General features: G+C 37.7%; 19 protein-coding genes. 15 read left to right on the top strand and 4 right to left on the bottom strand.

Features of this window, described 5'->3' with window-relative positions; translation table 11 throughout:
- Window positions 1–151 precede the first annotated feature (151 nt).
- The 3 genes from ACMZ42_RS12445 (at window position 152) to ACMZ42_RS12435 (ending at window position 3,607) form a co-directional block, all read left to right on the top strand.
- Complete coding sequence (locus tag ACMZ42_RS12445; protein WP_415731674.1) at window positions 152–1,051, top strand: EAL domain-containing protein; 900 nt, start codon at window positions 152–154, stop codon at window positions 1,049–1,051.
- On the top strand, window positions 1,011–1,967 hold the full coding sequence (locus tag ACMZ42_RS12440; protein ID WP_415731673.1) for a GGDEF domain-containing protein: 957 nt from the start codon (window positions 1,011–1,013) through the stop codon (window positions 1,965–1,967). Before ACMZ42_RS12445 ends, ACMZ42_RS12440 begins: the two co-directional genes overlap by 41 nt.
- Before the next feature lie 311 nt (window positions 1,968–2,278).
- Window positions 2,279–3,607: an L-cystine transporter gene (locus ACMZ42_RS12435; protein ID WP_415731686.1), complete on the top strand. Its 1,329-nt coding sequence runs from the start codon at window positions 2,279–2,281 to the stop codon at window positions 3,605–3,607.
- Window positions 3,608–3,705: 98 nt separating this feature from the next.
- Here ACMZ42_RS12435 and ACMZ42_RS12430 read toward each other — a convergent pair whose 3' ends face one another.
- The 3 genes from ACMZ42_RS12430 to ACMZ42_RS12420 form a co-directional block, all read right to left on the bottom strand.
- Window positions 3,706–4,020 carry a hypothetical protein gene (locus ACMZ42_RS12430; protein WP_402871135.1) on the bottom strand — a complete coding sequence of 105 codons (315 nt, stop codon included), beginning with the start codon at window positions 4,018–4,020 and terminating at the stop codon, window positions 3,706–3,708.
- Window positions 4,021–4,342: 322 nt separating this feature from the next.
- On the bottom strand, window positions 4,343–4,897 hold the full coding sequence (locus ACMZ42_RS12425) for an SLOG family protein (RefSeq protein WP_415731672.1): 555 nt from the start codon (window positions 4,895–4,897) through the stop codon (window positions 4,343–4,345).
- A 204-nt stretch (window positions 4,898–5,101) separates the two neighbouring features.
- A complete protein-coding gene (locus tag ACMZ42_RS12420; protein ID WP_415731671.1) occupies window positions 5,102–6,277 on the bottom strand; it encodes a DUF418 domain-containing protein in 1,176 nt (391 codons plus the stop codon).
- A 103-nt stretch (window positions 6,278–6,380) separates the two neighbouring features.
- Here ACMZ42_RS12420 and ACMZ42_RS12415 point away from each other — a divergent pair, with 103 nt between their 5' ends.
- The 12 genes from ACMZ42_RS12415 (at window position 6,381) to cydS (ending at window position 19,491) form a co-directional block, all read left to right on the top strand.
- Window positions 6,381–7,082, top strand: a complete 702-nt coding sequence (locus ACMZ42_RS12415) for a response regulator transcription factor (protein WP_402871131.1) — start codon at window positions 6,381–6,383, stop codon at window positions 7,080–7,082.
- Window positions 7,079–8,722, top strand: coding sequence for a sensor histidine kinase (locus tag ACMZ42_RS12410; RefSeq protein ID WP_415731670.1), 1,644 nt, complete (start codon window positions 7,079–7,081; stop codon window positions 8,720–8,722). The genes ACMZ42_RS12415 and ACMZ42_RS12410 overlap by 4 nt, the downstream gene beginning before the upstream one ends.
- 677 nt (window positions 8,723–9,399) lie before the next feature.
- Entirely contained in the window at window positions 9,400–10,593 is a 1,194-nt protein-coding gene (locus ACMZ42_RS12405; RefSeq protein ID WP_415731669.1) for an FAD-dependent oxidoreductase, read from the top strand.
- 25 nt (window positions 10,594–10,618) lie between these two features.
- Window positions 10,619–11,182 (top strand): hypothetical protein, encoded by a 564-nt coding sequence (locus tag ACMZ42_RS12400; RefSeq protein WP_415731668.1) that lies wholly within the window; start codon window positions 10,619–10,621, stop codon window positions 11,180–11,182.
- Window positions 11,183–11,203: 21 nt separating this feature from the next.
- Window positions 11,204–12,610, top strand: coding sequence for an MBL fold metallo-hydrolase (locus ACMZ42_RS12395; protein WP_370080780.1), 1,407 nt, complete (start codon window positions 11,204–11,206; stop codon window positions 12,608–12,610).
- A gap of 210 nt (window positions 12,611–12,820) precedes the next feature.
- Entirely contained in the window at window positions 12,821–13,159 is a 339-nt protein-coding gene (locus ACMZ42_RS12390) for a rhodanese (RefSeq protein WP_415731667.1), read from the top strand.
- Window positions 13,160–13,248: 89 nt separating this feature from the next.
- Entirely contained in the window at window positions 13,249–14,286 is a 1,038-nt protein-coding gene (locus ACMZ42_RS12385; RefSeq protein ID WP_370080784.1) for a PAS domain-containing sensor histidine kinase, read from the top strand.
- Window positions 14,283–14,915, top strand: a complete 633-nt coding sequence (locus ACMZ42_RS12380) for a response regulator (protein ID WP_370080786.1) — start codon at window positions 14,283–14,285, stop codon at window positions 14,913–14,915. The genes ACMZ42_RS12385 and ACMZ42_RS12380 overlap by 4 nt, the downstream gene beginning before the upstream one ends.
- 1,191 nt (window positions 14,916–16,106) lie before the next feature.
- Window positions 16,107–16,883, top strand: coding sequence for a sulfite exporter TauE/SafE family protein (locus ACMZ42_RS12375; RefSeq protein WP_415731666.1), 777 nt, complete (start codon window positions 16,107–16,109; stop codon window positions 16,881–16,883).
- A 129-nt stretch (window positions 16,884–17,012) separates the two neighbouring features.
- A complete protein-coding gene (locus ACMZ42_RS12370; protein WP_370080790.1) occupies window positions 17,013–18,356 on the top strand; it encodes a cytochrome ubiquinol oxidase subunit I in 1,344 nt (447 codons plus the stop codon).
- Complete coding sequence (locus ACMZ42_RS12365; RefSeq protein WP_415731664.1) at window positions 18,353–19,381, top strand: cytochrome d ubiquinol oxidase subunit II; 1,029 nt, start codon at window positions 18,353–18,355, stop codon at window positions 19,379–19,381. Before ACMZ42_RS12370 ends, ACMZ42_RS12365 begins: the two co-directional genes overlap by 4 nt.
- A gap of 11 nt (window positions 19,382–19,392) precedes the next feature.
- Window positions 19,393–19,491 (top strand): cytochrome bd oxidase small subunit CydS, encoded by a 99-nt coding sequence (gene cydS, locus ACMZ42_RS12360; RefSeq protein WP_376077107.1) that lies wholly within the window; start codon window positions 19,393–19,395, stop codon window positions 19,489–19,491.
- Window positions 19,492–19,623: 132 nt separating this feature from the next.
- Here the strand turns inward: cydS and ACMZ42_RS12355 are convergent, their stop codons facing one another.
- A complete protein-coding gene (locus ACMZ42_RS12355) occupies window positions 19,624–20,529 on the bottom strand; it encodes a TetR/AcrR family transcriptional regulator (RefSeq protein ID WP_370080794.1) in 906 nt (301 codons plus the stop codon).
- Window positions 20,530–20,603: the final 74 nt, after the last annotated feature.

Below are 20,603 nucleotides of genomic sequence, written 5' to 3'. Positions count from 1 at the left end.
ATCAAGTAATTAAGATTACTTTGAATAGAGCAATGTCAACTATTGAAAAGGATTTCTAGTGCTAGAGACACTTGTTTTTACATAAAATTCACAGTGCTTTTACAATGAAAGCGTACAATAAATCTTAATAACCAATTTAAGAGGTGCGAGAATGGAGTCTATTGTGAGACAAAGCATAAAAACAAGTAATTTATTTTCTTATTTAAAGTATTTATACGGGCAGCATCAAAACAATACTCTCTATATAAAACGTTTAAAAGCATTGAAGCAAATTATTCAGGACAAGAGTTTACATACTTATTTTCAACCTATCGTCGATTTACAGACGAGGCAGACAGTTGGTTTTGAGGCACTGAATCGTCCAGAGCCTTCAGAATTGTTTCATAGTGTCGATCAGTTTTATGAATTTGTTGGGCAAACGGACTGCGTATTTTTATTTGAATGCTTTTGTCGTAATCTTTCATTACAGCGTTTCAAAGAACGACTACACGGGGAATGGATGGACAGAAATTTTTTAGTATTTGTCAATATACATCCTAATGTTTTACTAGATAAGAGTTACCATAGTGGTGAAACCTTGCAGCTATTAAAGGACCTTGGCATAAAACCACAGCAGGTAGTGTTTGAGCTAACCGAACGTAGTGCAGTGGTAGATTTTGTGGAGTTTGAACGTGTATTATCGCATTATCGATCACAGGGCTATCGAATTGCAGTGGATGATGTGGGTTCAGGCTATAATAGCTTGAAAACTCTTATTTACTTAAAGCCAGAGTTTATTAAACTAGACCGTTCTTTAATACAATTTATTGATAAAAACAGCGAGCAACAGCAGCTCGTTACATTGCTGATGAGATACGCAGAGCAAGCTGAAACGGAAATTATTGCAGAAGGTATTGAACGCCAGGAAGAACTTGATTATTTACATACTATTGGAATCCACTACGCACAAGGCTATGCGGTAGGGAAACCCGCAAAGGAATTACATTTGGGGAAAATAAGGATGGGTGACCATGAAGATAGGGGAAGTCATAGAAAATGTTCCTTGTATTGATGAATTTGTGAAAAATATAGAGGTGGATTCACTTTTTACAAGTAATCCGTCTTTACGTAGTGTTGTCGTTGTTCGAGATGACAAACCAATTGGGCATATTACACGTACGCATTTCTATCAAAAAATTGGCACACGCTATGGCTATAATTTGTTTATGGGGCGACATAATCAGCTGATTATGAAAGAGAATCCTTTAATTGTAGATCGCAATATACCTATAACAGAGGTCAGTACATTAGCGATGTCTAGACCTTCAGAGGATCTATATGATGATGTGATTGTAACAAGGAATGACTTGTATTACGGTGTAGTAAGTATTCGGGAGCTACTGTTAAAGCTCGTAGACACACAAGTAGCTATTGCTAGCTTTTTAAATCCTTTAAGTAGTCTTCCTGGCAATAAATTAATAGATGAAAAACTAGAAGAGGCACTAAAGCTACCGCAATATAGTTTAATATATTTTGATTTAGACCATTTTAAATCTTACAATGATACGTATGGTTTTAATAAAGGGGATAAAATTTTACTGTATTTAACTGATATTTTGAAAAGAAATATAGTAGGTACAGAAGATTTTTTAGGACATATTGGTGGAGACGATTTCGTTGCGATTCTTCCGCATTATGAGGCTGCCATGATCTGTCAAAGAATTATTGATGAATTTGATGCATTTATTTTAAGCTTTTATGATGTAGAGGATTTAACATACTTCCAAGTACAAAATAGAGCTGGTAAATTAGAGCCTCTATCTTGTACTACGCTATCCATTGCGGTTATTACTAATCAATATCAGCAATTTGAATCTGTTGACCGATTGTCAGATGCGGTGACACGTGTAAAAAAACAATGTAAAAAAATTTCGGGAAGTTGTTATCTCGTTAATGACAATGGGAAAGAAACCTACCTCGTTCATTAGACGAAGTAGGTCAGACTGTGGGCAAGCTCGCCCACAGTCTTTTTTTCATAACGGACGCTTTCCGCGAAGAAGCTCACATGTTCCGTAAGCATTTCTTATTAAATTTGGTTTTTAGGGCATAATCAAAAGAAATAAGCCGCTTTACTTTAGGAAATTATTAATCTAAATAAAACATACTTGAATTATAGGGATTATAGGTATATAATTCGATTACATTATAATTAAACTTCTTAGGAGGCTTTTCATTGTCTACATTACAAATTATTCTTAACGTTGCTGTCTTGCTCGTATTCGTTGGAATTTTATATTTTATGAATAAAAAGCACGTTAAGTTTTCAAATCGTGTATTTACGGCTCTAGGCTTAGGTATTGTACTTGGTCTTGGACTGCATTTAATTTATGGTATTGATTCGGATGTGTTAACTAAAACAACAAGTTGGTACAATATTATTGGTACTGGCTATGTTAAATTACTACAAATGGTTGCGATGCCATTAATTTTTATTTCTATCTTAATTGCCTTTACGAAAATGAAGGTTGGTAAAAACTTCGGAAGAATGGCAGCTCTTATTTTAGCCATTTTAATCGGTACAACTGCTGTATCAGCTGCTGTTGGTATTTTTTCAGCAACAGTATTCGATTTAGATGCTTCACATATTATGCAAGGTGCTGCAGAGGCAGAGCGTGGGGCGTATTTAGAGGAAAAAACTTCTGGATTAACTGCGCCGGATTTACCAACTCAAATTATTGAGTTATTCCCAGCAAATCCATTCTTAGATTTAACAGGTGCTCGTTCTACATCCACAATTGCTGTTGTAATTTTTTCAGCATTCTTAGGTTTTGCTTATTTACGTGTAGCACGTAAGGATGGAGACACTGCAGCTACTATTAAAAAGGGCTTGGATGCCATCTATGCATTAGTAATGGGCGTTGTAACAATTGTCTTACGTTTAACACCGTATGGTATTTTAGCAATTATGGCACGTACAGTTGCGACATCTGATTTCGGGGCAATCTATAACCTAGGTAAGTTTGTTGTAGCGTCTTATGTAGCGCTAATGATCGTGTTTATAGTACACTTACTAATTCTTACTTTAAGTGGTTTAAATCCATTTACGTACTTAAAGAAATCTGCGGAAACATTATTATTTGCCTTCACTTCACGTTCAAGTGCAGGTGCTTTACCAATGAACATTAAAACACAAACAGGTCGTCTTGGTGTACCTGAGGGTATTGCAAACTTCTCGGGCTCATTTGGTCTATCTATTGGTCAAAATGGCTGTGCTGGTGTTTATCCTGCAATGCTAGCGATTATGATTGCACCGACAGTTGGGATTAATCCACTTGATCCAGTGTTTATCATTACAGTTATTGCAGTTGTAGCAGTCAGCTCATTTGGTGTAGCTGGTGTCGGTGGTGGTGCGACATTCGCAGCAATTCTTGTATTATCAGCACTTGATTTACCGATTGCGCTTGCAGGTATATTAATCTCTGTTGAGCCGTTAATTGACATGGGCCGTACTGCACTTAATGTAAGTGGTTCAATGACTGCTGGTGTGACAACAGCACGTATTACAAAAGAATTGGACACTGAAATGTACAATAATAAAGAATTAGGTGCTCAAGTATCTGATTTATAAAAAGACAGAGCTACTCTCATATAGAGGGTAGCTCTTTTTTACGGACATAAAAGTGGGTTGTTATGTAAGGAACAACCCACTTTAATAATATGAAATTTTTATATTATTTTTACATAAAAATCTTTACCGTTTATAATCTCGGGCAGTTCAATGTTGTGGTTTGTTTTATAGTAATTATAAATATTATGCGCTAACCCAGAGTGCCCATTTAAATATGTTCCTTTTTTAATCTCTCTGCGTGGATTATGGAAATCAAAATACAAGCGAGAATCGTGGCACATTGCATCCAAAATTGCTTTAAACTCTTGTTCTTCAATATGAATCCCACGTGTATATCTGCACTCTCTGCGGTACGTATCATGAGAAACATTCACCGGCGGCGACTCAAGAACCATTTCGATTTTTTTACTCAAATATTAGCAGCTCCTTTTTTAAAATTAGCACCAAAGGGTAGAAAAAAGACTTGAATACTTTTAAAAGCATTGACCTAATTCTTAATATTTATCACCTAAAGTTAGGGATGATATATGTTAAAAGGAATACCATTTTAATTTAAGTTGATTAGAGTGGAGACTGGTCGCCCCTAGGAAGCTTTGCTCTGTGCGGAAGCGAAGCGTCAGCAACAAAGCGCCCAGTCGGAACAGAGATCAACCACACGCTATTGTGATGAGCCATGAGTCTATGACTAATATAGTTCAAGTATATAATTATCAGAAAATTATATCAATATTTTCCCTACCAATCTTGTTGCTGTATTTCTTCTGCCACTACTTGTAAATCATAAGCGGTAATCATCAAAAGTGTATATTCGTGTGTTTCCATATATTTTTCTGCTAGACGTTTCATATATTTCGGGGAGCCTTCATTTTCTTCATCATAAATAAGCAGCAGACCATCTGTATTTTGAATTATGAATTTGTCTTTTTCGATAAATTGCCACGGAGCCTCGTATGGTTTTTTCGTTACACTCGTTACGAAGTCCGCTTGAGCTACTAATGCTTGATATTTTCCTTTTTTATGTTCCTGCCAATTTTTCTCCTGCTCTAAAAAAGGAGTGATAACAGAATATTTTAAATGAGGGAATTCCTTTCTTAACATAAGAATAACCTCAGCACCCCATGTTTCTACACCTTGCTGGCCACTAATAATGACCCATTCTAAACCTTCATCGATCAATATACGCAGACGGTTTTCGAGTGCTTTTTTTATGATGGCAATGCCCGGGTGCTTGTCATTAAAAATGCCTAATTCGTGTGGTCTATAGCCAGTAATAATAATTCGCTGTAGCAAAAAAACGCCCCCTAAGCTGTATAGTATGTGTAGTCATAGTATACAGTAGGGGGCGAATGAAAACGAATTCCGAGATATTGTTGTATAGTTGTTCCCAAGTAAAGTTGATTGTTATATTAAAAAGCAAATAGTGTTAAAACGGCAGCTACGGCAGTGCAGATTCCTAAAAACCACCATGTATCTGTAAAGTCCTCTTTGGCGTCACTATTCATGTAAAGTACTTCCTTTCTGTTTTATTTTGATCTGTCCATTCCAAGACCAATTCGTCCATACACGCAGTACAGATTCAAATGGTCCGCGTTTAAATTTCTTGAAGTAGGCAAGGCTGAAAACACATTGCAAGCTATACACGACGATTCCAAATAAAATACCGCCAAACACGCCTAACTTGCCGTATAAGCCTAGACCGTATCCATAAAATACTGTTGTACAAATAATGGTTTGCATTAGATAATTAGTTAATGATAGTTTACCGACACTCTCAAAGGCAGGAGCGAGACGTTGTACAGGGCGGGTTTTATATATTAAAGCTGCAAGGCAGACATAGCCAACTGCTAATAATTCAGACCCACCTGTTAACAGCATTCCGGAAAAATTGCTTTCTATAATAAAACTCAGACTCTTACAAGCTAGTCCTATTGGAACAAGCAGAGCGCCGAGCTTATACCATTTTTTTTCATCTTCCATATTCACAAAAGCTTGCTTTTTAGCAAGCCCCATGCCGAAAAGGGTCAATGCAGAGGTATACATTGGTGCAAGGAAAACTAATAAGAAAAAGACTAATCCTGCATCATCCATGCCCGGAGGTAGATCATTTGCACGGTATTTATAAATGTCTAAGTAGCTCCCGTTAGCGTATACATTGTCGGCTTTTTCTACATAGGTTGCTAACTCTTGCTGTTCTTTTTTAGTTTTTTCTGTGGAACTAAATGATAAGCTAGTAATAAGTAATAAGAAGATACCAGCCCAAATGAATAAAGTTTTCGGTTTACGATTAATAAATGGGATTAAAAACAATATCATAATGCCGTAGGCAAATAAAATATCGCCTTCCCATAAAAACATTGAATGTAGTAAACCTAAAGCAATTAGCCCTGTTGCGCGGCGAAAAATGGACCATCGACTCTTATCTTTTTTTCTACGAATAGATTCTATAAGTTTAATAAGAGAGAAGCCGAATAAAATGGTGAAAATCGGCATAAATGATCCTTCTATAAAGATTTTCACAAAATACCAGGCTCCATTATCGAGGGCGGATAGATCTTTTAGTTCATCTTTGCCATACATGCCAAATTGGAAAATCAACAGATTTGCCATTAAGATGCCAAATAAACTAAATCCACGGATTGTATCTATGAAAGTAACGCGGTTAGTCGTCATTGCAATTCATCTCCTCAATTGGTTATCTTATACATAGTGTAGTTGGTAAAGCTTATGATGAAATGATGACTACCTTAAAGAAATCTTAAAAGAAGGTGATAGCATGCAAGATGCGTCAATTTTAGTATTAGAGGATGAACGTGCAATTGCAGAAATGATAGAAATTATTTTAAGAAAAGAAGGGTTTTTAAACATTACTCTCTGCGAATCCGTTCAAGAAGCAAAAAAGAAAATTGAAATGAAGGTTTTTGATTTTTATCTATTAGATATTATGCTCCCAGATGGTAGCGGACTTGATATGGCGAATATGATTCGAGAGCAAAGTGAAGCACCTATATTCTTTTTAACTGCAAAAGCTAGTGATGCAGATAAGCTTCGTGGTTTTATGAACGGAGCAGACGATTATATTACGAAGCCGTTTAATCCACTTGAGCTTGTTGCGAGGGTGAAGGTCCAGCTTACAAGATATATAAAGAGAAAAGATGTACCCGAAAGTCATTTATTTTCATGCAGTCGATTTACATTCGATATCGATGCGGCAGAGGTGACTGTAAATGGCACAAAGGAAATTATTAGCGGTAGGCTATTTTATTTATTGAAATATTTATGTGAAAATGCAGGGCAAGTGTTATCGAAGGAGCAAATTTACGAGCGCGTATGGGGTGACTGTTTGTTTGATGATAATACTGTGATGGTGCATATTCGAAAACTGCGAGAAAAAATAGAAAAGAATCCAGGTAAGCCAACCTGCATTATTACTGTGAGGGGTATTGGTTATAAACTTGCTGGAGATGTTTCTTCATGAAGCCAGCTAGAAGATTAACGCTTCGTTTTGTATCTTATTTCATCATTTTTTATTTACTAATCATTACAGGCTTTATTATAAGTTTGGTGTTTTTTGCAATCTTTATCAATCGTCATGTTGGTGACGATATTCATATAATGAGTTCCTCTGAAATTAAAGATGATGCTGTCGTAGAAAAAGGGGAATCTATTAAGATTGCTGATTATTTAGTAAAGCGAGCAGGGGAGAACTTAGGGCAATTATATTTGTTCAATCAATCGATGGACATTGTTGATTACACGGGAGACACATGTGAACTATGTAGTATGACAGATAACGAAAAAATGGCTCTTAAACGGCCAGGAATGCACACGTGGGAGATTCCTAAATATCATTTGTTATTCCTCCCGGCTTTACCTGTTCAGCCGCTTTTTGAGGAAGTAGTTCGGGATTGGAAGGATAAAGGAGAGGTTTCTTCAGAACTGCTCCAGCGTTTACAGGATAAGAAGGCCTCGGTTGAAATCTATAATGAGCAGTGGGATCGTGTAGAAGTCATTGGTGAGCGCTATAAAAAGCTCCATAAGCCTCAATTGCTGGAAGAGAATTACGATATTTTTGAGTATAAAGAGCTTTCGCAAAATGCTTCTTTAGAGGATGGCTCGACACTAGTTGTACGGATGCCCAACCCATCATATAAGCCGTTTGACGAGCCGTTTAATAAAGCGATGGTTTTATTTGTTTCCGTCTTCTTTGGTGGACATATTATATTGTTAATAGGGATTATCTTTTTATCGGTTAGCATTTCCCGTCAATTTGTTCGCCCGCTTGTTTATGTAATATCTCGTATCGAGCTACTAGCTCAGTTCGACTACAGGAAAGTAAGAGATAAAAGTATCCATCATCGGAAGACAGGGAAGTTAAAGAGGAAATTTAAATTATTTCAGCCAGTCGATGAATCGATAAATAATTTATCAAAACGCCTTTCCTCCAATGAAAGGCAAATTAAGCATGCAGAGCAATTACGGGAGGAATGGATAACTGGCTTATCCCATGATTTAAAGACACCGCTAAGCTCTATTTATGGTTATTCCACAATGCTAGCTTCCGAGGATTATGAGTGGACAAAGGAAGAAATGCGCGTCTTTGCAACTACGATGCAGGAGAAGGCGACGTATATGGATGCTCTTATACAAGACTTAACATATACGTATCAATTAAAAAATAAAGCAATACAGCTTGAAAAAGTGCTGCTACCACTCAATGTATGGTTACTTCAATTTGCAGATGAGCAAGTGTCTGTAAAAGTTTATGGGGATGTCATGCTTAAAGCGGACGAGCTTTTACTAAAACGTATTTTAGATAATCTAATAACCAATGCTAAAAAATATACTCCTGAAGGTACAACGGTAAACGTAGAAGCGCAAAATATAGGCCAGGAGATTATGCTGACAATCGCCGACCAAGGTCCAGGAATTCCTCAAGAGGAGCTTGATAACCTCTTCGAGCGATATTATCGAGGTACGAATACTACGGACGATGCAACGGGTACAGGTCTGGGATTGGCTATTACTAAGCAGTTAATAGATTTACATGATGGTACCATTAGTGTCCAATCAGGAGCGGAAGGTACAGTCTTTGTAATAAAATTTAAATGTAAGTAGTAGGTTTTTGCATATCATCAAAAATTGGGGGCATCTGTGAAAATGAATGCCATGTATATAAGTTGATTGGAGTGGAGACTGGGCGACTCCTTGGAGATCAGCAATAGAGGAACGAAGGCTAAAACCATCACGTCCTGTGATAACGCCTTCGTGACCAGCATCGTGCTGGCCCGAGACCCTGGAGCGCAGCGGATGTTTTCTGTGCGAAAGCGTAGTGCTAACGTAGCGGCAGCAAATGTTTTATCTGTGCGAAAGCGAAGCGTCAGCAACAATTGTTTTATCTGTGCGAAAGCGTAGCGACAGCAACAATTGTTTTATCTGTGCGAAAGCGTAGCGACAGCAACAACAAATGTTTTCTGTAGCGAAAGCAAAGCGTCAGCTACAAATGTTTTATCTGCGCGAAAGCGAAGCGTCAGCGGCAAAACGCCCAGTCGGAACGGAAATCAACTCCACGTTATGGCGATGGCTAGTTTTTTATTGAAGAAGTAAAGTAAAACACTGTTAATTTGGGCAGTACAAGTGATGAAACATTCACCTTGTACTGCCCTTTTTGTGATGTTGACCATTGAAGTGTAAGTTTTTAGGGGATTACCCCTATATGAACGGCTCTCTCTTAAAACTATTATTAAGGTGTAAAAGGTGTATACGAAAGACAGCATGATAAGGAGGATATACACATGAAGACTTCTTTTAAAGTAGTCATCGTTGGAGGAGGAACTGCTGGTATTTCAGTAGCGGCACGCTTACTTCGTCAATCTCATTCGCTTCAAGGGGAGATTGCCATCATAGATCCTGCAGAAAAACATTATTATCAACCACTCTGGACATTGGTGGGAGGTGGTGCAGCAAATAAGTGGGACTCTGAACGTGAGATGCTTTCTGTTATCCCTGAAGGAGCTGTTTGGTTAAAAGAGGCTGTTAGTAGTTTTGACCCCAATCAAAACCAGGTAATCACACTAGAAGGTACAACATACACGTATGATTTTTTAGTAGTCGCTGGTGGGATAGAAATAAACTGGGGAGCTATTAAAGGGCTGAAAGAGGCACTAGGAACTAAAAGTGTATGCAGTAATTATTCTTTTAAGCATGTGGATTATACGTGGGAAACGATCCGCAATTTTAAAGAGGGAACAGCGTTATTTACACATCCGAATTCGCCAGTAAAATGTGGTGGTGCTCCACAAAAAATTATGCATTTAGCAGAAGACCATTTTAATAGAGTCAATGTTCGCGACAATATTAACGTTATTTTTGGTTCGGCCAATCTAGCTATTTTCGATGTTTTGAAATATCGTGAAGCACTTGAAAAGGTAATAGAGCGGAAAAATATTGATACTCGATTCCGTCGTAATTTGATTGAAATTAAGGCTGATGAAAAAATAGCTATTTTTGAAAATTTAGATACTGGCACAGTAGAAGAAATTAAATACGACATGATTCATGTGACACCTTATATGTGTTCACCTGAGTTTATACGAACAAGTGCATTAGCAGACGAATGTGGCTGGGTAGATGTTGATAAATTTACTTTGCAGCATAAAAAGTTTGGCAATGTGTTTGGGATAGGTGACAATGCCAATCTACCAACATCAAAAACGGGTGCAGCTATTCGCAAGCAAGCTCCTATCGTTGCACAAAATCTTATTGCTTTAATGAGACAACAACCAATGGCGCAAATGTATGATGGCTACTCTTCTTGCCCAATTGTAACAGGCTACAACAAACTAATATTGGCGGAGTTTGATTACAATAAAGAGCCTGTCGAATCTATGCCTTTCAACCAGGCAGTGGAAAGATCCAGTATGTATTTCATGAAAAAGGATTTACTACCTGTTATGTACTGGGATGGGATGCTGAAAGGCACTATGTAATTACGAATGAAGGGAGGCGACAGGCGTGGCTAATGCAACGGTAAGTATGAGCGAGGAATTATATCAATTACTCGAAACGCTTGAAAAACCAGAAGTTCGACACTCTTTACAACGATTGTTGGAAAAATTACCGAATGTAGAGCAAACGATAGACTCAGCAGAAAATGTTGTGGATTTTGGGAAAGTAGTACTAACAGATGAAAAGACATTAAATCGATACGAGCAATTTGTCTCTACTTATAATGTAGGCTCAGAAACGATAACGGCTATTGTGCAGCTAATGGAAAAATTGCCAAAGCTTGTTCAAATCATTCATCAGTTAGAAAACATCGTTGATTTTGTTACAGCAGTACTTCAGGATAAACAAACGACAGACTATACAATGAATAATTTAAAGAGCTATGCCGATCCATATGTTGAAAAAGGAAAGACAGGTTTGGATTTCTTAAAAATGGTACAGCAAAGAGCAGAAGAAAAGCCTCAGCATATTAATGTTTTTTCAATTGTTAAATGGATGAAAGATCCTTCTGTTCAAAAATCACTTAATTATGTCCAATCTGCATTAGATATTTTAAAAGAAAAAAACTAAGTATAAAGGGGAGTTTTACACATGTTATTACGATATTTTTACGATGAAAAATTAGCGCACGCTTCTTATGTTGTGGGATGTCAGGCGAAGGGAGAAATGGTTATCGTTGATCCGATGCGTAACATTGAACCCTATCTTGCATTAGCAGAAAAAGAGAAGATGCAAATTGTTGGCGCGTTAGAAACGCATATCCATGCGGATTTTGTAGCAGGGTCTCGTGAGTTAGCAGACCGTGTTGGAACAAAGATGTATATTTCCGACGAAGGGGATGCTGATTGGAAGTATCAAAATCTAGAAGGTATTCCTCATCAATTATTAAAAGACGGTGATGAATTTACTATAGGTAATCTTATTTTTAAAGTCATGCATACACCAGGACATACGCCAGAAAGTATCTCCTTCTTATTAACGGATCGTGGCGGTGTAGCAGATAAGCCAATGGGGATTTTTACAGGTGACTTTGTCTTTGTAGGTGATATCGGACGCCCTGATTTGTTAGAAAAGGCTGCTGGTATTCAGGGTACATCACTATCTGGTGCAAAAGCGATGTTTTTATCATTAGAACGTTTTAAGGCTTTACCAGATTACATGCAAATATGGCCGGCTCATGGAGCAGGTAGTGCTTGTGGTAAAGCATTAGGAGCTGTACCATCTTCGACAGTTGGGTATGAGAAGCAATTCAGCTGGGCTATGCAATTTGATGATGAACAAAAATTTATTGACGCGTTACTAGATGGTCAACCGGAACCTCCTTATTATTTCGCTGTTATGAAGCGTGTCAATAAAGTAGGAATAGAGCTTATTAAGAACTTACCACCGGTGAAGCTCGTGTCAAGCTATGAAGAGATTACTCAACTTCTTGCAGATGGGAAGCAAGTGATTGATACTAGATCGGCGGAAGATTTCTCGCAAGGATTTATCGCAGGTACACTAAACATTCCTTACAATAATTCAATGACAAATTGGGCTGGTTGGCTAGTAGATTATACAAAGCCATTATATTTACTAATTAATCCTTCCCAACTAGATGATATTTTAATAGCATTACGTTCTATCGGTATCGACAATGTTGTTGGCTATGGAGATGTGACGAAAGTATTGGAAGAGGCTACTTCTCTAGATAGTTATGAAAATATAACTCCTTTAGAAGCAAAGCAGTTAATTGAAAGTGAAAAAGTCCATGTGCTTGATGTGCGCAATCAAACAGAATATGATGCAGGGCATATTGAAAATGCTCAACATATTATGGTTGGTACACTAGCTAGACGTTTAGATGAATTGCAAACAACTAAAAAAATTGTTGTTCAATGCCAAGGTGGTGCTCGTTCTGCAATTGCTGTAAGTGTACTAAAAGCAAATGGCATTCATGACATTGTAAATTTAACGGGTGGCTATATGGCTTGGCAACAAGAGGTAGTGACTAAATAAATGAGGTTGTTCTAAAAGAAAAATAGCATACTAGTAAGTCTAGTCTGCTATTTTTTTTCTTTGCTTAGTACTTCCGAGAGGCATCTTTTGAAGATGATGAGTGGAAATCGTCATTTTAAATCAAAGATTTTAGTAAGGCGTTGTGAGATTCGTCAATGGAAAGTTAAACGGATTTAGACAACCTTTTTTCTCGGTAAAAGGGGTTAAAAAATGATTATTGTAAGTTTGAGTATATTCTTTCTTTTTATTGGTAGAATTATTTATAAACGGCATATCCCGGTGCGTGAAATACAGGAGTGTTTACTACAAGAGTTGAAAGTGGGAATGGTGATAGTAGATGTACGTGATTATAATGATTCTTACAAATCACCTACACCAAATGCATTAAATTTACCAATTGCCTATTTAGTACGTCACATGCATGAACTACCCAAAAAGCCCCTTCATATTATTGCGTCAACACAGCTAGAAAAAAATATGAGTGTTCGTATCATTCGTAAAGCGGGGCATGAAGTGAAGAGTTATAGCATGATGGAAGAAAAAGTATAGGGCAAAGTATGCGGATTAGTAACAAGTAAACCTAAAGCCTCCGGACGTAATTATGCCGAGGTATAATTAATACTAGGAGTGTGTTTAGATTGGAGAAAGAACAGCTGAAAAATAAATATTTACAGCAAATATTTCAATATATTCAAGATGGCATCATCATAATGAATCACAACCGTGAAATTTTAATGATGAATCCCTCAGCGAAGCGGTTATCGGGATGGGAAATAGGAGATCGAGTGCCCTTTTGTTCATTTTGTGAAAATCGTCAAAAATCTCCAAAAGAACATACATGTTATTTAATAGAGCATAATGAGGTTCCCTATTTTTTATCGAAAATGCCGACGTATCATGGGAGTAAGATAGACGTTGAAATGAGCACGGCGCTGATGTATACAGATAGTAAAACAAACGAGCAAGAATTTCTTCTTGTATTGCGCGATCAGACCCTTCAGTTAAAGGAAGAAGAGGCTCGCATTTCAAAGCTAATTATAAAAAAGCTAATTGAGGCAAAAGAGGAAGAACATAAAAGGCTTGCGCAAGAATTACATGATGGCGTTGGTCAGTCATTGTATACAATATCTGTTGCATTGCAAGCGATAGAATCTTATGTCAAAGACAATGAAAAACTAAATACGTATATCGAAGAAGTACGCAATGAGCTAGAGCAAGTAATGAATGATATTAAATTGTATTCCTATCAGCTTCGCCCCCATAGCATAGATCAGTTAGGGATTTCACCTACATTAGACACCCTTGTCGATTCAGTGCAAAAGGTACATCCTGATATTGCTATATCGTTAGAAACAGATTTTGAAGAACGTTGTCATCCATCTGTAGAAATCAATATTTATCGCGTCGTGCAGGAGGCTTTACACAATATTATTAAATATGCAAAAGCTTCTAAAGTCGTCATTCGACTCGAAAAGAAAGCTACAAATTTATCACTCTATATAGAAGATAATGGCGTAGGGTTTGATCTGCAGTACTTGAAAAAAGAAGGGCTCGGTTTAAAGCATATGGAGGAGCGAATTACACTGTTAGGCGGATTTTTTAATATTACTTCGGCTCACAATAAAGGTACACAAATTAGCATTCAAGTACCTAATTGGAAGGATGACTTTAGATGATTCGTGTTTTAGTAGTAGATGATCATGTGCTAATCCGTAAAGGGATTGTTCTTTTATTGGAAAATTATATAGATATAGAGGTTGTAGGTGAAGCGAGTGATGGAGCGGAGGCAATCACTCAGGCAATTTCATTAAACCCAGATGTCATTTTAATGGACGTATCCATTCCGAATGGGTTAGATGGATTTACGGCTACTCAAGAAATTCATAAGCAAATGCCTAACGTGAAAATTATTATGTTAACAATGCACAATGAAGTTGCTTATATTCAAAAAGCGATTGCTGTTGAAGCCCATGGCTATATTTTAAAAAATAGTCAAGGTGGAATTCTCTACGAGGCTATCCATGCCGTATATAGTGGTCGCATATATTACAACGTTGGTATTCCTCAAGAGCAGATGGATAAGTTATTTGAACATAAGGGGCATGAAGATCAATGCATTTTAACTGTGCGTGAGCAGGAGATAATGAGGTTAACAGTTCTAGGGTATACGAATATCCAAATTGCTGGGCAGCTATATATTAGTAGTAAAACGGTTGAAAATCATAAATCAAATATTATGCAAAAGCTCAATTTAAGTAATAAAGCTGAGCTTATTCAGTATGGGCTTGCAAATAACTATATGTAACAACTTGTTGCTGTAAGAAGCTGGTGCATATTAATATTAGACGTGTTGATTAACCATTTTTATCCACTTTAATTATTTAGAAGACGCTGATTTCTGCTACGGGCTACTCGCTTTCCTGCGGGCGAGCGTCGAGCCGCTTCCTTCGCTGTTGTTGCTGCCGCTACGTTAGCACTACGCTTTCGCACAGAAAACATCCGCTCCGTGCAGGGTCTCGTCTGTCTCGCTTTTCCCGCGGGAAGCTTTGCTCTGCGACGAAAGCGAAGCGACAGGAGCACTCGTGTAGCCCTCCGCTACAATCAGCAAAAATGGGCACGCATAAGCAAAATATCAACAAAAAAATCCTTTTATCGCTCAATAATAAACCTATATTTTCCTAATCGACACGCCTGTATTAATATATTACTTTTCGCAAAATGAGGGTTGATTTACGTTCCGGCTGGGCGCTTTTTAGGGGGCGTCCGATGAGCCGCTTGGGCCAAAAGGATGTTGGTCACGAAGGCGTTATCACAGTACGTGATGCTCTTAGCCTTCTTTCCTCTATTCTCCAGGGTCTCAACTGTGACGCTGATTCCCAAGGAGTCGCCCAGCCTCCACTCCAATAAACCAATATGTATCTCCTGGCATGCCACTCTAATTTATAGTGATAAAACGAAACTACAGCAACAACGATTTGTCTGTGCGGGTATTTTATAGGAGCGTCGAAACCATCTCGTTTTCCCCATGGTGAGGCTTGCCTTGCGTGGAAAATAATTAAAAATATCCTATTATAATTTAGGCGGGATCATTTTAGTATGTTAATCATAGCTATAATACTAATTTGGATCAGCTTTTCAACTCATACTGATGGTGAGGAACTGTTGATTTTTCACGGAGAGTGGCGACTCCTGCGGGATGAGCTTGCGCTGAAAGCCCCGCAGGAACGTAGTGACGAGGAGATTGAAGCCAAGCCCGCGGAAAGCGCTAACTCGGAGTGAAAATCAACCTTTGTTTATTGATACACGTTATTTTATATTTATTCTTTTGTCGACAAGCTGAGATCACTCAAACGATGAGTGGTCTTTTTTTTATTTCTATTCAAAATAATTTGCAATATTGTCACAGTGAGTAAGCTAATAGTGGAAAACCCCTATATGTCTGAAATTGCAGCAGGACTATACTGAAAGCACATGAATAAAAGGAGATGCAAGAACGATGGATATTACATTTATAATTGTGATTTTCCTGATTGGATTCGTTGGCTCATTTGTGTCCGGTATGTTGGGCATCGGCGGTTCAATCATTAAATACCCAATGCTACTATATATACCGCCACTTTTTGGTTTAGCAGCATTTTCAGCACATGAAGTTTCAGGAATCAGTGCAGTACAAGTGTTTTTTGCGTCGATTGCAGGCGTTTGGGCATATCGAAAAGGTGGTTACCTTAACAGGCCCCTCATTATTTATATGGGAGGAGCAATTTTAGCCGGTAGCTTTGTTGGGAGCTACGGATCACAGTTTTTATCTGAAAACGGTGTGAATGTCGTATACGGTATTTTAGCCTTGATTGCAGCTGTGATGATGTTTATTCCTAAGAAGCAAATTGATGATAAGTCAATGAATGAAGTAACTTTCAACAAGCCTTTAGCTGCAATTTTAGCATTTATTGTTGGGATTGGTTCAGGGATCGTTGGTGCTGCAGGTGGTTTCTTGCTTGTTCCGATAATGCTTGTAGTACTTGGGATTCCAACGCGCATGACGATTGCCACTAGCTTAGCTATTACGTTTATCTCATCGATTGGTGGAACAATCGGTAAGTTAATGACAGGACAAGTCGAGTACTATTCCGCAGGTATTATGATAGTGGCAAGTTTACTGGCGGCTCCTCTTGGGGCAAAAGTAGGTAAAAAATTGAATACGAAAATTTTGCAAAGTATTTTGGCCGTACTCATCTTAGCGACAGCGATTAAAATTTGGGTTGATCTATTATGATGAAAAAACAAAAAGTGGTTGCCTATAAGTCACATGAAAAAAAGCTAATAATTATAAGTTTTTTAGTAGCGGGGATAATGTTTCTTTCAATCATTGGAAGAATTTTTGGTACCTAGGAGATGAAATAAAATGAATGATTCAGCTGTAATGTGGAGTCGTGCCTTAACAGAGTTAACATTGTCATTCCATATCGTTTACGCAACAATTGGCGTCGGTATACCTTTAATGATCATGATTGCTCAATGGGTTGGATTAAAAAATAATGACGAGCACTATTTATTACTAGCAAGAAGATGGGCAAGAGGGTTTGTGATTACTGTGGCAATCGGGGTTGTCACTGGTACTGCGATAGGATTGCAGCTATCACTACTATGGCCAAGCTTTATGGAGTTGGCTGGACAGGTGATCGCATTACCATTGTTTATGGAAACATTTGCGTTCTTTGTTGAAGCGATTTTCTTAGGGCTTTATTTATATACATGGGACCGATTCAAAAATCCAAAGAGACATCTATTATTATTGGTCCCAGTAGCTATTGGTGCTTCTATGTCGGCCGTTTTTATTACGATTGTGAATGCCTTTATGAATGCACCGCAGGGCTTTGATCTTGTAGATGGAGAGCTTGTAAATATTCAACCAGTATTAGCAATGCTAAATCCTGCAATGCCAACGAAGGTAGCGCATGTATTAGTAACATCTTATATGACGTCAGCATTTTTATTAGCTTCTATTGCTGCTTATCGTATGCTACGAGGATCGAAGCATGTCTATCATAAAAAAGCATTACATCTTTTATTGAAACTTGGACTAGTATTTTCGCTAGCAGCACTGATTGTAGGTGACTTTTCTGGGAAGTATTTAGCGGAATATCAACCAGAAAAATTAGCTGCTGCTGAATGGCATTTTGAAACAAAAGAGGATGCTTCGCTTATGTTATTTGGAGTATTAGATGGAGAAGAGGTAAAATATGCTATCAAAATACCGTACGCATTGAGTGTATTGGCGCATAATAATCCTTTTGCAGAAGTAAAAGGTTTAGATCAATTTCCTGAGGACGAACAGCCGCCACTTTATATCCATTATTTGTTTGACGTCATGGTAGTTATCGGAACTTTACTAATTGTCGTTGCAGCTATTTATGTGCTAGGTAAGTTGCGAGGGTGGAAGTTTATTTCTTCAAAAAGTTTTAAGAGAATAGTAGTGGCAGGTGGTCCATTATCGCTTATTGCTGTTGAGGCAGGCTGGTGGTTTGCCGAAGTAGGGCGTCAGCCTTGGATACTTCGTGGTTATATGAAAACGGCGGAAGGTGCTACAACAAGTGGCCAAGTCGATACTATGCTAATACTATTTGCAGGGCTGTACATTGTATTAGCGGTAGGAAGTATCGTAGTACTTATTCGTATGTTCCGTAACAATCCGATTGAACGTGAAATTGAAGAACATCAACAAGTGGAAGGATGTGCAGGGCAATGAGCTTAGAGATATTAGGAATTTCGGTACTGTGGTTATTTCTATTCGGCTATGTCATTGTTGCGTCCATAGACTTTGGAGCGGGCTTCTTTAATGCTTATAGTGTCTTAATTGGTAAAGATCATATATTAGCAAATGTTATTAAGCGCTATTTATCTCCGGTGTGGGAAATTACAAATGTCTTCCTTGTATTTTTCTTTGTTGGAACGGTAGGTTTCTTTCCTCAAACGGCTTATTATTATGGCACAATTTTGCTAGTGCCAGTTAGTATCTCATTAATATTAATTGCAATTAGAGGGAGTTATTATGCATTTGAATCCTACGGTGGAAAAGGCGGACATATCGGATATACTATGATGTACGGAATTACTGGTTTATTTATACCTGCATCCCTATCTATTGTATTAACGATATCTGAGGGAGGGTTCGTAAAAATCGTAAACGAAGAACCTCATTTACAAATTGCTAGACTTTTCACCAGTCCGTTAACGTGGTCTATTGTGCTATTAAGTGTAGTGGCAGTTTTGTATATTTCAGCTGTTTTCCTAACATGGTATGGGAAAAGAGCGCGAGATGAACATGCTTCTAATTTAATGAGAAAGTATGCACTCGGTTGGTCTTTGCCGCTCATAATAAGTGTAATAGGGATTATGGTGGAGTTAAAGGGACATGTGCCTGAGCATTACGAAAATATGTTAGATCTGTGGTGGCTTTTCGCGGTTTCAGGTGTGCTATTTCTTATAACGCTAATTCTTTTATTTAAAAAGAAAAACTATGGCATAGCTGTCTTTTTAATGGTTGCCCAATTTGGATTCGCATTCTTCGGTTATGGTATTTCACATTATCCGTATTTACTGTATCCGTATATATCAGTCTATGATAGCTTTACAAATGAAACAATGGCAATTGCATTAGTGATAGCGTTTGTTGGAGGATTGGTTCTACTCATACCTTCACTTTATTTAGTAATGAAATGGTTTGTGTTTGATCGTGATTATGCTTGCGGTAAACATGATCACCATGCATAGGGGGAACTATAATGAATCAATTTATTATTTTGTATGCACCTTTTCTTGTAGTAGCTATTAGCATTATGATTGGCTTTTGGATAGGACCGAAAGATCGTCAAGTTAAGTAATGGCAGACGCTAATCCTAAGAAGTCTGTTTTATCGTATTAATTAAATAGGATAGAAGCTCAAAAAAAGGGGCTATATGGAAAGTCGTGAGTGTTTGACTTTCTATATAGCTCCTTTTGTTAGTGTGGATAATTTACTTGATGCAGCGCTCTGATGGTCGCTCGATTTTTACATAGCGCCATAAGCTATTAGCGATATCACGTGCCTCTTCTGCGTGTTCGGTTCCAACGAATGCTTTACGGAAAGGTGTCAGAAGTGATTCGATGATAAAGAGCTTTGGCTTTTCGCGCTGTAGTTCCTCTAATAAGAATTCCACATACTCTAAGCCTTCCGCTGTTTCATTCTTAGACAATCCTTTTTTAAAGCCTGTTAATTGCTCGATGACCGTTCCCTTATCTACAGTTTTATAGTTCGCGACGTTTTGTATCGTGTTGATCATTTCCGTACTAATGAGGATTTCTTTTGATTCAAGCATAACGGGTATAATTACGCTAATATTGCGTAATGCTACACGTACAATGGCTTCGCGATTTATATATTTATAATCAGCAATTAAGACAGCACGTATTGAAAGGTTAATCATACCAAGTGTTTGCACAGCACATTCGTAGCTAATTGGACTAACTTCTTCTCCGAAAACTTGAACAAGTCGATTGGCAAGCCACTCCAGTTCTTGTAAATGATAGTTTAAAATAATTTTTTTCAGTTCATTATCACGAGAATGGAAAACCGATTCAAAAATTTGAATTAAATTATGTTCTCGATTGACATACATGAGTACCGCAACTTGCTGTGTTAATACTTCCAAATCAGTAGGATCTTTGCCGTAAAGAAGTTCGTGGCGGCGATTACTTGCCTCCTCACGCCCTTCATCTAATATGGCGATTAAGCATTCATTTTTAGAAGAAAAATGATTATAAAATGTACCTTTTGAAATTTTAGCTGCACTAATGATGTCGTTAATCGACGCATCCACGAATCCTTTTTCAATAAAAAGAGCACGAGCAGCAGTAATGATTTGTCTTTTTCTTTTGTTCATAACCTCACCTTTTTTAAAATATTATACTCTTATTCTATAGATAAAACGCCTATATATCAATGTTTTTAAAAAAT

It is taken from the genome of Lysinibacillus sp. NPDC056185 (genome assembly GCF_047737915.1).
Classification (GTDB): Bacteria; Bacillota; Bacilli; order Bacillales_A; family Planococcaceae; genus Lysinibacillus.
Note: the sequence above shows the minus strand (reverse complement) of the source record. Positions and strands in the feature narration are given on the sequence as shown.

What these genes read in the sequence shown, in the direction of transcription:
- ACMZ42_RS12355 (WP_370080794.1), bottom strand. Translation starts at nt 20,529, where the DNA reads ATGAACAAAAGAAAAAGACAAATCATTACTGCTGCTCGTGCTCTTTTT.
- ACMZ42_RS12390 (WP_415731667.1), top strand. Translation starts at nt 12,821, where the DNA reads ATGATTATTGTAAGTTTGAGTATATTCTTTCTTTTTATTGGTAGAATT.
- ACMZ42_RS12365 (WP_415731664.1), top strand. Translation starts at nt 18,353, where the DNA reads ATGAGCTTAGAGATATTAGGAATTTCGGTACTGTGGTTATTTCTATTC.
- ACMZ42_RS12415 (WP_402871131.1), top strand. Translation starts at nt 6,381, where the DNA reads ATGCAAGATGCGTCAATTTTAGTATTAGAGGATGAACGTGCAATTGCA.
- ACMZ42_RS12370 (WP_370080790.1), top strand. Translation starts at nt 17,013, where the DNA reads ATGAATGATTCAGCTGTAATGTGGAGTCGTGCCTTAACAGAGTTAACA.
- ACMZ42_RS12375 (WP_415731666.1), top strand. Translation starts at nt 16,107, where the DNA reads ATGGATATTACATTTATAATTGTGATTTTCCTGATTGGATTCGTTGGC.
- ACMZ42_RS12395 (WP_370080780.1), top strand. Translation starts at nt 11,204, where the DNA reads ATGTTATTACGATATTTTTACGATGAAAAATTAGCGCACGCTTCTTAT.
- ACMZ42_RS12405 (WP_415731669.1), top strand. Translation starts at nt 9,400, where the DNA reads ATGAAGACTTCTTTTAAAGTAGTCATCGTTGGAGGAGGAACTGCTGGT.
- ACMZ42_RS12445 (WP_415731674.1), top strand. Translation starts at nt 152, where the DNA reads ATGGAGTCTATTGTGAGACAAAGCATAAAAACAAGTAATTTATTTTCT.
- ACMZ42_RS12435 (WP_415731686.1), top strand. Translation starts at nt 2,279, where the DNA reads ATGAATAAAAAGCACGTTAAGTTTTCAAATCGTGTATTTACGGCTCTA.
- ACMZ42_RS12420 (WP_415731671.1), bottom strand. Translation starts at nt 6,277, where the DNA reads ATGACGACTAACCGCGTTACTTTCATAGATACAATCCGTGGATTTAGT.
- ACMZ42_RS12410 (WP_415731670.1), top strand. Translation starts at nt 7,079, where the DNA reads ATGAAGCCAGCTAGAAGATTAACGCTTCGTTTTGTATCTTATTTCATC.
- cydS (WP_376077107.1), top strand. Translation starts at nt 19,393, where the DNA reads ATGAATCAATTTATTATTTTGTATGCACCTTTTCTTGTAGTAGCTATT.
- ACMZ42_RS12380 (WP_370080786.1), top strand. Translation starts at nt 14,283, where the DNA reads ATGATTCGTGTTTTAGTAGTAGATGATCATGTGCTAATCCGTAAAGGG.
- ACMZ42_RS12440 (WP_415731673.1), top strand. Translation starts at nt 1,011, where the DNA reads ATGAAGATAGGGGAAGTCATAGAAAATGTTCCTTGTATTGATGAATTT.